4 protein-coding genes are annotated in these 15,239 nt (G+C 47.5%); all 4 read left to right on the plus strand.

Features of this window, described 5'->3' with window-relative positions:
• Positions 1–50: 50 nt before the first annotated feature.
• Positions 51–10,385 (plus strand): VCBS domain-containing protein, encoded by a 10,335-nt coding sequence (locus tag A3738_RS29935; protein ID WP_068476153.1) that lies wholly within the window; start codon positions 51–53, stop codon positions 10,383–10,385.
• Between the two features lie 159 nt (positions 10,386–10,544).
• Positions 10,545–12,065 (plus strand): hypothetical protein, encoded by a 1,521-nt coding sequence (locus A3738_RS12060; protein ID WP_156502813.1) that lies wholly within the window; start codon positions 10,545–10,547, stop codon positions 12,063–12,065.
• A gap of 11 nt (positions 12,066–12,076) precedes the next feature.
• Positions 12,077–14,242: a type I secretion system permease/ATPase gene (locus A3738_RS12065; RefSeq protein WP_068476151.1), complete on the plus strand. Its 2,166-nt coding sequence runs from the start codon at positions 12,077–12,079 to the stop codon at positions 14,240–14,242.
• On the plus strand, positions 14,235–15,239 hold a 1,005-nt coding region (locus A3738_RS12070; protein ID WP_068763610.1), incomplete at its 3' end, for an HlyD family type I secretion periplasmic adaptor subunit. The genes A3738_RS12065 and A3738_RS12070, both read left to right, overlap by 8 nt.

The raw sequence follows: 15,239 nt of genomic DNA on the forward strand, positions 1-15,239 counted from the left end.
TTTAGCGAACTCTGACTATACTCCGGCGTAGTTTGTCTGCGGAGCAAGTAATGTCTGATCAGCAAGAAACTCAAGTTGTTGTTATACCCTCTAATCTCGAACACATCTCTACCACTGGGCGCGTTCAGGAGGATGGAAGTGTTGTCTTGTCCCCAGGCGATTTCATACATGCACGACAAGCAGTTCTTATTACTCATTCAGATGGTCAGCAAGCAAAGCTAGATCAAGCAGAGAAGATATCGCTGACAGACAGTCTCGTATTTAATAGTGAGATTGATGAATCAATTCTTGATCTGGTTGAAACAGAGCTTGAAGTGGAAAAGCCTTCAGAAGATGTCACGCTGAGCGATGGTGGTTCTCAGGTCGCAATTCATGACTATCAAGCGGATCTAACCGACACTGAGGCGGGATACGTCACATCTGCGAGAGGCTTGGGTAATTCTGAGCAACAAAATGAAATTGAAAAGCCTGGGTTGATTCAGTCGGCAACCAACACGTCCAATACAGTGATTGAAGATCAGTTGCTATCGGTGACTGGACAATTCCAGAATTCAGCCAGCTTCGTTAGTTTTCAAATCGTTGGACAGGCCAAGGATCAATACGGTGAGCTAGTGCTCGATGGCAAAGGAGGGTGGACTTACCAACTCGCTAATAACTCTATGAGTGTGCAGTCACTCGCGCAAGGCGAGAGTTTAACGAAGACTTTTCAAGTTGAGCTCGTTGATGCATACGGGCGTACACAATTTGTTCCGATCAACATACAAGTCCAAGGCACGAATGATTTACCTCAAATCAGTGGAGCTTCAACAGGATCCGTTGTTGAAGATGTGCTGAAGAACGTATCGGGGCAGTTAAACGTTTCGGACGTGGATACACTGGATTCACACACCTGGTCTGTCTCTGGAACAGGGCAGGGCAATTATGGTTCGCTGTCGATTGATACGCAGACTGGAAAATGGATATACACCCTAGATAAAACAAGCCAAGCAACACAGTCTTTGGCTTTCGGCCAAACGGTCACCGAGTCATTTATCGTCAATGTCGATGACGGGAAAGGCGGCGTTGTGCCGCAATCAGTCACTATCACAATCGATGGAACGAACGATACTCCGATCATAAGTGGAACAACTCAAGGCACTGTAACCGAAGACGCTCTGCTGACCAAAAGCGGACGTTTAAACGTCCGCGATGTGGATGCTGGAGATACTCACATTTGGTTGATGAATAGCTCGGGAACAGGTAGCTATGGCAGCTTTAATATTGATGCAAAGAACGGTCAATGGACATACACGCTTGATAACTCAAATTTAGCAACCCAAGCGCTCAGCCAAGGGCAAATCGTCAAAGAAGTATTTTATGTAAGCGTTGATGATGGCAATGGAGGCATCACTACTCAGAGAGTGCTTGTCGATGTGGTCGGAAGCAACGATCGCCCAACTATTTCTGGTACAGCGAGTGGCGCTGTAACCGAAGACCAAGTTGGCACGACATCAGGTCAACTTCGTGTCCATGACCTTGATGCAAATGATGTGCATGCCTGGAGTATCCAAGGTAGCGGCCAAGGAGCATTTGGTAGCATTAGCGTCAATGCGCAAACAGGCAAATGGGAATATAAACTCGATCATTCAAATCCTGCCACCCAAGCATTGTCTCAAGGACAAATTGCAACTGAAACCTTTTATGTGAAAGTGGATGACGGGCAAGGTGGTACAAGGACTCAAGCTATTAGCGTTCAGGTTAATGGTACCAATGACACTCCTAGCATTTCGGGCACTAGCACTGGCGGTGTTATTGAAGATGCATCAATCAATATCACATCTGGACAATTACAGGTTCAAGACGTCGATAAAAATGATGTTCATGCATGGACACTAAATGGCTCTGGGCAGGGTAGTTATGGTCAACTCAGCATTGACCCTAATACTGGCCGATGGACCTATACGCTTGATAATAATCTGACGGCAACACAGTCAATCGCCAAGGACGATGTGAAGACTGAGAGTTTTACAGTTGAAGTGAGCGATGGCCAAGGCGGAACGGCGACACAGCTCATAACGGTAAATGTAACGGGCACCAATGATGCGCCCGCCGTGATCGGAGGTGACTTAACAGCGACCTTTACCGAAGGACAATACCCGACCATACGTGGTAAGACGCCCATTGTTCAGGATGTAGATACTGGTGACACCTTGAGTTTTAGTTGGGAGAATCAACACAGTTCTAGTAATGGCACCGGCCTCGTGTTAGGAAAATGGGGCAATTACATTATTGACGAGACCACAGGAACTTGGGGCGCAAATTTCCATAATTCTTTGGTCAATACGCTTTCAGCAGGCGAAGTGGTCACCGAGACAGTCATGATGAAAGTGACTGATCAACATGGCGCTACAACCGATCAAGCTATTACCGTCACCATTATTGGTACTAATGATGTACCTCAGATCATTGGGCAGTTCTCAGGAATAGTGACGGAGGATTTAGTTAATTCTGCGAAGGGAAATCTGCAAGCGGTTGATCCCGATCGATTAGATACGCATTCCTGGGCGCTTCAAGGAAATGGGCAAGGAACATACGGGTCTATCAGCATCAATCCGCAAACTGGAACATGGCAATATCAGCTCGATAACGGCCGGCTTGCAACGCAAGCGCTTTCTGCAGGGCAAATCGCATCTGAAACATTTATCGTTCAGGTTGATGATGGGCATGGTGGCACTGCAACGCAACGCATTACTGTTGACGTAACGGGTACCAATGATCGTCCTAATATCGGTGGAACAAGTACAGGTTTTGTATCTGAAGACGGAAAACCTAGTGCAGGAGGCATGCTTCGTCATGGCGATGTGGATGCAGGTGATACACACACATGGAGTTTGGGTAGTGGTCAAACAAGTTTTCAGGGTCAATACGGCACCTTCACGATTGCGAGTAATGGCGTTTGGCGTTACCAACTTGATAATTCTCATCCTGATGTACAGAAACTAGCCGCTGGTGAGTCACTTACAGATTCAGTTATCGCCAATGTTGCAGATCAGTTAGGCGCGACAGACTCGCAATCGATAGGCATCACGATCAATGGTACGAACGATAACCCCGTTATTGCAGGTCAAATTACTGGTCAAACAAAAGAGGATACGACCAAGCACACATCAGGACAGTTGACGGTGACTGATGCTGACGCGTCTGATACTCACGTATGGTCGCTTGTTGGAACAGGTCGTGGAACCTATGGTGTTCTTCAGCTTGGGCCGAATGGGCAGTGGACATATGACATGTTTGATGGCTCACGTTCAAAAGCAGTGAACGGCTTGCGAGAGGGTGAAACGCGTACTGAGACCTTTCAAATACAAGTCGATGATGGGCACGGTGGGATCGTCACGCAAAGCGTTTCTATTATTGTTGAGGGTACAAATGATTCTCCTGCCATTAGAGGGCGAGCAACTGGCAGTGTGATAGAAGACCAAGTCGAAACGGTGAGCGGAAGACTACGCGATGGCGACCCTGATCGTGGCGACACGCATACTTGGTCAATTGATGGCGGTGGTGCCGATCAATATGGGCAATTGACGGTAGATCAAAACGGACGCTGGCGTTATACCTTGGATCGTACAAGCCCTGATACGCAAGGGCTTGGTGACGGGGAATCTGTCACCGTCCAACACACGGTGAGAGTCATTGATTCTCAAGGCGCAGCATCCACAAAAGTGGTATCTGTCGTTATTAACGGTACGAATGATAAGCCGCTGATGGCGGGCCAATTTAGTGGTACGGCAAAAGAAGACGTTACGCCGACGATTAGCGGTCAGCTGACGCCAGACGATGCTGACAAAAACGACACACATAGCTGGCGAGTGTTAAATCCCAACGCCTCATACGGAAGTTTATCGATAGATGGGCAAGGGAAATGGACATTCTCTCTGCATCCTAACTCCGCGTCTGTGAAGGCTTTGTCTGAAGGCCAAGTCATTCAGCAGACATTTCGTGTCGAGGTGAGAGATCAGCATGGTGAGCGAACCATTAAACAAGTTGTTATTGATGTTGAGGGAACGAACGATCTACCTACCATTCGTGGACAGAACACCGGTTCAGTTACCGAAGATTTGATCGGTCAAACCTCAGGTTCGCTCACTGCAGTAGATGTTGATGCCTTAGATACGCATACATGGAAGGTTGTTGGTTCGCAGCAAGGCCGTTTTGGTGGGCTGACGATAGACCCAAACAGTGGAAAATGGACGTTTGTTCTGGACCATAATTCTCCTGATACAAAAGCTCTGGGGCATGGGCAGAAAACGACTGAGTCGTTTATCGTCGAGGTAGACGATGGACATGGCGGTAAAGCGCAACAGATCATTACTGTCGAGATAATAGGGAATAATACCGCGCCAAATATTGGTGGTGTAAGCTCAGGTTTCTTGAAAGAGGATGTGCAAACTCAGGTTTCGGGCAAGCTGACACATGGCGATCCTGATATAGGTGATACACACACTTGGAGTCTCGTAGGTACAGCAAAAGGAAGTTATGGTTCCTTATCTTTGGGTCCAGACGGACAATGGACTTACAAAGTTGATGGGCGCATAGATCAACTCCGAGAGGGACAGGCAAAAACAGAAACCTTCACGATCATGGTCACCGACAGTTATGGCCATAGCTCTCAGCAAACAGTGACTGTGAATTTGGAAGGTACGAACGATGTGCCAAACATTGGAGGAGTTCAGGCTGCGAGTACGGTTGAAGACGCGCAAAACCCGGTCGGTGGCCGACTGCAAGCGGGCGACCCAGATCGCGGGGATACCCATACTTGGACCGTTGGCGGAGGCGGCCAGAGCATTACCAATAGCTTCGGTACATTCACGCTACAAGCGAATGGGCAATGGAGCTTTTTAATCGATAACCGTTCGCAAGACGTTCAGACCTTGAAAGACGGAGAGATTAAAACGCTGAGTTTTCCTGTTGAAACGGAAGATTCACAAGGTGCCAAAGCAACATCTTTTGTCACGGTGACTGTGACAGGCACCAATGATGCGCCGCTTATCATCGCGCCGCCTCCAAGTCAGATGACCCTACTGGAAGACGGAGCGCAAACTCAGTTATCTGGAACGCTGAGCACGAGCGATGTCGATAAGGGCGATACTGCGACGTTTACTCCAGGCACTTTCAAAGGCACCTATGGCACTTTCACGATTGATGCCAACGGTAATTGGACATATACCCTCGATAAAGGTGCAAATGCAACGCAAGCCTTAGCGCAGGGGCAAATCGCAACCGAGAGCTTTGCCGTCGTGGCGACCGATCAGTCCGGTGCGTCGGTATCAAAAGTGATTTCCATGAATTTAGTTGGTACCAATGACGTACCAACTGTCAATGGAATCGCGACGGGCACGACTGTTGAAAATCTTCAATTGAATGCAGTTGGCTTCTTGCAAGCAACGGACGTAGACACAGGCGACAAAATTACCCAATGGCGCGTACTCAACCCCAACGGCACTTATGGCTCGCTTTCTATCGACCAAAATGGCAAGTGGATATATACCCTCGATAACAATGACGCAGATACAAAAGCCTTGAAGGCAGGTCAAACGGGTCAAGAGGCGTTTCAAGTTGTCGCGGTTGATTTAAGCGGCGGCACTTCTCAACCCTTCTCGATTAATGTCGATGTCATCGGAACGCAAAATAGAGCTCCAGGGGGCGGAGGCACTCCTCCGAGTGGCGTAACCACGACGCACCCTACGATTGTCGCGAATGTTATTGAGAATACCAAACCCAAAGATAGTGGCTCATTTTCTGGCGCACCGGGTACTGCCTTAAAAGACCCAGAGTTTAAAGCACCTGATGAAAATTCTAGTCCTACTCGTGTTGGCAATAATGCAGACAATCACATTAAGGGTACTAACAAGCAAGGTTTTATCGACGGACGCGGAGGTAACGACCGGATAGACGGAGGCGATAAGGATGATCGAATTCACGGAGGTGATGGCAACGACCAATTGAAGGGAGGAAAAGGAGATGACGTTTTAAGAGGTGGTAGCGGAAATGATCTGTTAGATGGCGGATCGGCTAATAAAGGCGATACCGCTGAGTTTACTGGAAGTCGAAGTGAGTATCGTATTGTCGATTTGGGCAATGGTCAGTTTCGAGTTATCGATACCATACCTGGGCGTGACGGCACAGATACCGTTAAGAACATCGAATTTTTTAGTTTTGCAAATGGCACCTATACAGATAGCAATGTTCAGTCTGGTTCGCCAATTCCTTCAACCGTTGGAAGCTATCAATCTGTCTCTGCGCATCCTGTTGTAGGCGGTGCATATGGTGCCCTGACCGTTGCTGCCAACACTGGAAAATGGACCTATACGCTCAATAATTCTCCGCAAACCGAAGCGCTCGCTGAAGGTCAACAAGTTACTGAAACGTGGAAGATTGTCATGATCGATGCCAACGGTCATCGGCATGAGCAGACCGTTAACGTCGACATTCAAGGTACCAACGATGCGCCAACCATTATTGGGCAAGACTCGGGACGATTGGTTGAGGGCTCATTAACCCAATCGAGTGGCTCACTTGCTGCGCTTGATCCAGATGCAGGGGATACCCATACATGGTCTTTGAATGGCGGTGGGCAAGGCAACTTCGGCACACTGACCTTGAACCCTAATACCGGACAATGGGAGTACAAACTCGACAGTAATAGTCCTGCAGTACAGGCGCTTCAACCCGGTGTGACAGTTCAAGATGTCTTTACAGTGCAAGTCACCGACGCGAATGGCGATACCGCGACCAAACAAATTGTGATGAGTATTGATGGGACGGCGCAAAACCAAGTGGTAAGTAGCGGCCAGATCGTTGATACCGGTGCAGCCATTGAAGACAACAAAGTAACAGACCAAGGCTCTTTGCCAAACACATTTAATGGCACGCTAGTGACGTGGACGCTTGTCAGTGGGCAAGGGCAGCTTGGCTCAATGAATTTCGATAAGACTACAGGCAAATGGACTTATACCTTAAATGGTCAGGTCGCAAATAGTATGCCGGAAGGTTTAACAACGAAAGAAAGCTTCATGGTGATTCCTGTCGATCAATTCGGTAAGACAATGGTCGACAGCAATGGGCAAGCAGTCACAGTCTTGATTGAAATAGACGTCACCGGTACTAATGACGCTCCAGATATTCAGGGGCGTCTAAACGGCTCAATGAAAAATGCAGAAAGCTCGGTAGAGGGGCAATTGCAAAGTGGCGACCCAGATCAAGGCGATACGCATACTTGGTCTCTTAACGGAAATAATGGTAGCTATGGCTCGATGCAACTAAATGCATCAAGCGGAAAGTGGGAATATACCTTAAACAAGAATCATCCTGACGTACTGGCCTTGGGTAAAGGGCAAAGCCTCACTGAAACTTTTATGGTTACAGTAACGGATCAGCATGGTGATAGCAGCACGAAAGCCATAACGCTAAACGTGACGGGAGAGAACAAAGCGCCTGTTATTTCGGGTGTTACAGCAGGTGATGTCAAAGAAGATGTAAAAGGTCTGCATACCGCGAAAGCCAATATCACCGATCCAAATACGGGTGATACGGTTGAGATCATTCCAAAAACACAGAATGGTTTGTTTGGTCAATTTACCATTGATCAGCAAGGCAACTGGCAATATCAGATTAATGAGAATGCAAGCAATGTTGATGCATTGAGAGAAGGTCAAACGCGCACAGAGACCTTCTTAATTCAGGGTAAAGATAATCACGGTGCAACTGTATCTCAGGTGATTACTGTCACGGTTGAAGGTACCAATGATGTCCCTCAAATCAGTGGTACGACCACGCAATCGATGTCTGAAACGCAGAGCACCTCAACTGGTCAACTGATCGCTGTTGATCCCGATATTGGTGATTCACATACTTGGAGCGTTAAGTCGGGCGGCAGCTACGGTACATTGGTCGTGGATGCAAATGGCAAGTGGACGTACACCTTAGACGTGAGCAACCCTGCGGTTCAAGGTTTAGCGAGTGGTCAATCGATGATTGATCACATTACTGTTGAAGTGCGAGATGCGAGCTCAGGCGTAAGTACGCAAGTTATCGATGTCACGATTAACGGCGCCAATTCACAGCCCAATATTCAAGGTGTTGTTCAAGGTCTAGCGGTTGAGGATCAATTAAATGCTGTCACAGGTCAACTTCAGCATGGCGACCCAGATCAAGGGGATACCCACACCTGGTCTTTGGTGGGAGGAGGTCAATCACCATGGGGGAGCATGCAGGTTGATGCGAACGGCAAATGGACCTTTGTCTTAAATCAAAACAAGGCGCAACGCTTGGGCGATGGCGAAACGCACGAACTTGCGTTTCAAATTAAAGTGGCTGATCAACACAACGCAAGTGACACCCAAACCGTTAAGGTTGTGATTAATGGTACGAATGACGCACCTCAGATTTCTGGTGTCAGTATCGGGAATGTTCAAGAAAACGGCACCCTCAGAGCGGAGGGTCAATTGCAGCATGGTGACGTGGATGCCAACGACACACACACGTGGAAAGTATTGGCTGGCGGCTTAGGGGCCTTCGGAGTGATGACTGTCGATGCGCTAGGTAAGTGGACTTATGTGCTCGATCAGAACAAAGCACAAGCCTTATCAGATGGGCAAACAGCCACCGAAACTTTTCAGATTGAAGTGCAAGATCAACATGGTGAGCGCTCGGTGCAGACCGTAAATGTGCATGTCGATGGTGCAAATGATGTTCCTCAAATTACCGGCACTGATACAGGAAGGGCTATTGAAGGTTCTAGTATTGCAGCCGCAGGTTCTTGGACGGCTGTTGACCCTGACGCGCTTGATCAACATACCTGGTCCGTCGCAACGCCTGCTCAATATGGCACGCTGACAATTGATGCCAATGGCAATTGGTCTTATGTGCTTCATCAGCCGAATCATGCTGATATTGATCAGCTTGCTGATGGCGAATTAAAAACAGATACCGCGATCATTCAAGTAGATGATGGTCACGGGAGTATCGTGACTCAGCAAGTCACCCTCACGATTACAGGTACGAATGACGCGCCGAATATCAGTGGTGTGTTAAGCGGAACAGTTCAAGATGGTGGCACATTACAGGCATCTGGTCAGCTTTTAGATGGTGATGTGGATGCAAGCGACATGCACACTTGGAACATCTTAGGCAGTCAGCAGGGTCAATATGGGGTGATAAGCCTCGATGCCAGTGGCAAATGGGTATATCAGCTTGATCCTGCAAAAGCTGAATCGTTGGCTAAAGGCGAAACGGCTCAAGAAACATTTCAGGTCGAGGTGCTTGATCAACACGGAGAGCGTTCTGTCGCTCAAATCCGAGTCGAGGTTGTGGGCAGTAATGATTTACCGAGTGTTGCTCCTGTTGTGCAGCAGTCGGTGGCCGAGAATGCGACAACGCCGATATCTGGAACGCTTCAAGTGATCGATCCTGATGTCAGTGATCAGCATGCATGGCGATCAGTGAATACTAGCCAGTACGGACAGTTCTCCTTGAATGCCCAAACGGGAGCTTGGGAATATCGACTCAATACAGCGCATCCTGATGTGCAGAAATTGCTGACGGGGCAGACGCTCAAAGAGAGTATTATTGTCGAAGTCGATGATGGTCTGGGTGGTACGGCAACGCAAACCATTGCCATTGAAATTGATGGGCAGGGTAATGCGCCTGTTGCCGTGATCGATAATAGTCACTTGAATGCTGGTGGTATCGATACTGGGAATGTCTTTGCGAATGACCAGGCTGACACGTCCTTAACACTCACTGGAATTAACGGACAGAGTCTGCAGTTCGATCCCGTAAGTGGTTGGTCTCAGGTATTTGATACAGGGCATGCGCTTGTTCAGTTCAAGGCCAATGGAAGCTTTGAAGCACAAGCGAAAACGGGCAATTCAAATTTGCAAACCGTAACAGAATCTTTGCAGTATGAGGCTCAGGATCAATCTGGCGTTACTGCTACTGGGAGCATGGATGTCCATACCGATGCTGCACAGCAAGTGATCGCACCACCTCCGCCACCCCTAGCACCGGTTTCTGCTGATGTGCCGGCGGTATCGTATGACTCAGACCCCTTGTTACTTCTTGATCAAGTCACCGCGCCGAGTGGTAAGTCTGAAGCGACTCGTTCATCGTTCATTCAAGAAAGCTTAGTTGACTTGGCGCCCGAACTTGAGCCAAAAGAGTCTGTGAGTGACTTGTTATCTGGGCTGCCAGAATCTTCGAATGATAAAGACTCTGCGGGTAATGCTGATACCGCTCAAACAAATGAGCAGGAAAGCAACAGGAAGGCGGGAGCATGGGATGTTGGGCATTCCGTAAATTTAGATAGCCTGTTGCCCGATAACCGATCCAAGGATGATTTTGAGTGATGAATGCTTTCGTTTTCAGATTATTCAGAGGGTGAAAAGGCCTTAGTTTGAGCCTTTTCAAGTCGTTTATGTGGTCTAAAAAACGAACAAATCTTTACATTTACGGCACTAATCTCGACTAGTGTTTAGCAAGCATCTCAAACTAGAGAGGTCGTTAAATTGCCTAGTTTTTACGCACTTCATAAACAGCTCATACTCATTTCATTATGCGCAATGACATTAATGTTGGGTGCAAGCAGAAGCTCTTCGTCTACTTCAGATTTAACAGATACAACTCGATTGAATCTTGGCGGCCCGGTATATTTGAATGACGCCTCCGTGTTGTTAGTGAATGTAACGGCACAGGACCTCGCTATTTGGCGTGATTTAAAAAATGAACTTGGTGGATTCGTTGACCTTCAAGCCTACACCACAATGCCAGACGATAACGCTGGTGTTTGTGCGCAGGGTAACTTAAGCCAACTGGCTAAAGATCGCTCCTTAGACGTTATGAATGCTATTCGCGCTTTACATCGATTAAAACCGGTGGGATGGAAAGCTGGCAATGACGTTGATGCCGATCTGTTTGAACAACAAGTTCAACAGATGGCGATCATGACTGGGCCAACGCCGAGTGTGCATGGTGCCACGGCTGCAAGCGCTTGCTTTATCCAAACCGGCAGTGATGGGGGCGCAAGCAGTAATATTGGGCAGGGTGGTGACAATGTTGATCCTGCACAGCAGATCATTGGCTGGAACCATAACTGGAATAACTCAAGTTTCGATGGAAACTACGACCCAGGTCATCGCCGTTACGTCTTAGACGAGAAAGAAAAATACATGACCTACGGGCAAGGGCCGCAATATACAGCACTTAAAGTATTCGGCTTTACAGGCTTGAGTGGCCAAGCAGATAGCAGCAATATCGATTTTGTCGCCATGCCTTATCAAGGCTATCCCTCGTTTTTATTGAGTGGCGCAAAGACCGTATGGAGCTTTCGACCAGTGAATGCCACTACGGTCGATTATTCATCTGCCACCGTCACCCTTAAAGATCCAAACAACGTTGCTCAAACCCTCATCGATAAGGTCGCCTCAGATAGCTACAAAACGGATAACGGAACACTGCGCGGAGATAACGTATTCGTAAACAGTTCCGCGAAACAAATCACTTGGTATTTCAACTACGCCTGCGACACGATTTACACCGTTAATATCGATAATGTGCTGGTGGATGGTTCGAGTCGCTACTATCAATATCAGGTCAATATCATTTATGACAAAGTCGTTGGTTTGACGGATGCATCGGCAGTCGTTGACGAAAACGTGTATCTGCATGACATCAACGACCAGCGCATGTGGTACGACGTAACCCCCATAAATCAAAAGGCGTGGTCAGGAGCAAATTCCACATGTGGCGGCACGACAGTTAATAACCTCGGTGATTGGCATTTGCCGCGAATTAATGAGCTCCGCGACTTCATCTACATCCTCAATAACCTTCCAAGCGTTGACTTAAAAGCAGGCATTCAAGACGAATATTGGACCAATGTAGAAAACAATACTTATGTTGTTCGAAACCCTGTGTCTCCGTGTTCGCAAAATGGCTTATGCAATTGGGGAGCAAGCTTTAGTCGACCCTTCATGTGCATCAGAGACAGCTTAAATGATTGGTTTATTCTTTCGCATGTTGAGCTTTGAGTGAGCCCCGTATGGTGAATGGTTCGAGTCTAGCACCAAAAAGTAAGCGTTCATTTCTCGAATGCCTCATAGAGCTTAGTCGTTTGTTGGGTCGAGCGCAAAGCGCTGCATCGTTGCTTTCTGGTGTTCCGATAAGTGAAGAACGCCTCTCGTCATCATTACTACCACGCGCTGCACAGAACGCAGGCCTAGAGATAGATCTTACAGAGCGCGATATTTCGGCGCTCGATCCTGCGACACTGCCATGTATTGTTGTGTTGGGCGAGCAGCCTGACGAGCATGGGGCGGTACTCTTAGCCATACAAAACGGCATGGCTTCAGTGTTTGTGCCTGACAAGGGTAAGCTAGAAATCAGTCTTGATGAGTTGAGCGCTGCCTATTCGGGCCAGTGTTTTCTTGTGAAAACGATATACGAGATAGATCGTGCTGAGACAGATTATCAACACAAGCGTCAGCATTGGTTTTGGCGCAGCTTGTGGGTGTCGAAATCGATTTATCGCGATGTGCTGATAGCAACAGTCATGATCAATCTCTTCGCGCTAATGAGCCCCTTATTCGTTATGAATGTTTATGATCGCGTTGTACCGAATAATGCGATAGATACACTTTGGACGCTCGTAATTGCGGCGTTTATTGTTTTCAGTTTTGATTTTATTTTTAAGTTATTGCGCAGTTACTTTTTAGACATCGCGGGTAAAAAAGCGGATGTCATTTTGTCGTCCACGATTTTCGAGCAAGTACTAAAAATCAAAGAAAGCCATAAGCCGAGATCAACAGGATCGTTCGCTAAGAACTTAGCAGACTTTGAATCAGTGCGAGAGTTCGTCACCTCGGCGTCGATCAGTAGCTTAATTGATTTACCTTTTCTTCTCGTTTTCCTTTTAACGATTGCAGTCATTGCAGGGCCTTTGTTCTTATCTCCACTGATTATCATGCTTGTCATCTTGCTTGTAAGCCTTCTGATGAGCATCAAAATCAAAGCGGCCATTACGCGAAGCTATGCCGCAAGCGCGCAAAAAAATGGCTTATTAATTGAGGCCCTCAACGCGATTGAATCGATCAAGCTATTCCGCCAAGAGGGTAAGCAGCAACGCCGCTGGGAACAGGCTACCGCGGATATTGCGACATGGTCAGAAAAGTCACGCTACCTAACGCAAGCAACGGGTTATTTCGTTAGTTATGCCACGCAATTGAATACCATTATCGTAGTGTTTTTTGGGGTGTTCTTAATCTACGACAATGCTCTGAGCATGGGTGGTCTGATTGCGACCGTCATTCTTTCAGGTCGAGCAATGGCACCTATGGCGCAGCTATCTAGTCTTATTTTGCGTTTTCATAATGCGAAGGTGGCTTACGAAGGCCTCGATAACATCATGCAAATGCCGGTTGAACGTCCGTCAGGAAAGTATTACTTGGCACGAGAGTCCTTTACCGGTGCTTTCCGTTGCGAGAATCTGAGTTTTGCTTTTCCTGAGAAAGAGCATGCATTTATTAACGATTTATCTATTGAAATAGAAGCAGGTGATAAACTCGCGGTGATTGGTCGTATTGGTTCTGGCAAGACAACATTAATGAATCTTTTGACTGGTCTTTATGAACCCTCAGCAGGCAGCGTATTGATCGATGGGATTGATCTAAGACAAATCGACCCTGCTGACTTGCGCAGAAACATTGGTGTAGTCACGCAAATCCCGCAGCTCCTATCAGGCACTATTCGCGATAGCATTGTTGCGGCGCTTCCTAGCGCTACTGACGAAGATATCTTAAAGGCTGTTGAGCGATCAGGCGTTGGTCACTTTGTGAATCAAGATCCCGAAGGGCTTGATAGAGATATTGGTGAGCAAGGACGATTTCTCTCGCTCGGACAACGTCAAACCCTTGCCATCGCGCGTGCTTTGCTGCCTGATCCGCCCATCCTCATTTTTGATGAGCCGAGTTCAAACCTAGACAAGTCGTCTGAGAAAAAACTGATCGATCAATTAGCCGTCGTAGGGGAAGGGAAGACTATGATTTTTCTGACCCACAATCTTGAAATGCTCAAGCTTGCAAACAAAGTGCTCGTACTTGATGGCGGGCGAGTCGCAATGATGGGCGATAAAGAGGAGGTATTGGCGCGACTGAAAGGTTTAGGCGAACAGCCAAACACTCAATCGGATGCGGGAGGTGAGCATGTCTGATATCGATCATAAGCTCAATCAAGCTGAGTCACTCGAGAAGCAAGACGGAGGCTATGTCACAGATGCTATTCTTGCGAGTTTGCACCAACGACCTAAAGTCAGTGCATGGATTCTGTATGCCTTAAGTGCATTTTTTGTGATTGCACTAGTGTGGGCTGCATTAACCAATATGGATGAAATTATTCGTGGTGAAGCGAAGGCGATTCCATCGGCAAGCATTCAAAAGATTCAGAACCTTGAGGGCGGCATTCTTGAAGAAGTGATGGTACGCGATGGCCAACTTGTGGAAAAAGGTGCGGTATTGCTTGTCTTAGATGATACACAGGCATCGGCGAATCTTATTCAATCTGAAACGGAATACCTAGCAGCCTTAGCCAAAGCGGCTCGAATCGAAGCTGTCGTGAATATTACCGACCCCGTCTATCACAATTCTCTCTATAACAAAGCGCCGCAGTTTATTGATGCTGAAAACCAGTTGCTCGAAATTCAACTCAATGAGCACAACAGTAATTTGCGCATTATTGAACTGGAAATGGAAGAAGCGCAACAAGAGCTCGCGAGTGCTAATCAAGCCTTACGCAGCTATCAACAACAACTACGTTTATCCAAAGAGCAACGTCGAATTAATGCACCGCTCGTTAAACAAGGAGCTGTGCCGGCAATTGAGTTGTTGAATATCGATCAGCGTATTTCTGAACTAAATCTTGAAGTAGGTAGAAGCAAATCGGACATCCCTCAGATCAAAAGCAAACTGATGCGACTTGAGCAGAAGAAAAGAGCGGTTGTCGAAGAGTTTCGTGGCGAAGCACAAAAAGAGTTAGCGGATGTGCGCGCCAACATTGAGATTGCCAATGCAGATATTAGCAGACGCGCCGACCAGCAAAGACGAACACAAGTGACAGCGCCTATTACTGGGGTAATCAAAAAAGTACATGTGTCGACGGTGGGTGAGGTCGTACAGCCAGGGATGACGATGATCGAAATTGTCCCTGCCGAT

The sequence above is a fragment of the Oleiphilus sp. HI0066 genome (assembly GCF_001635725.1).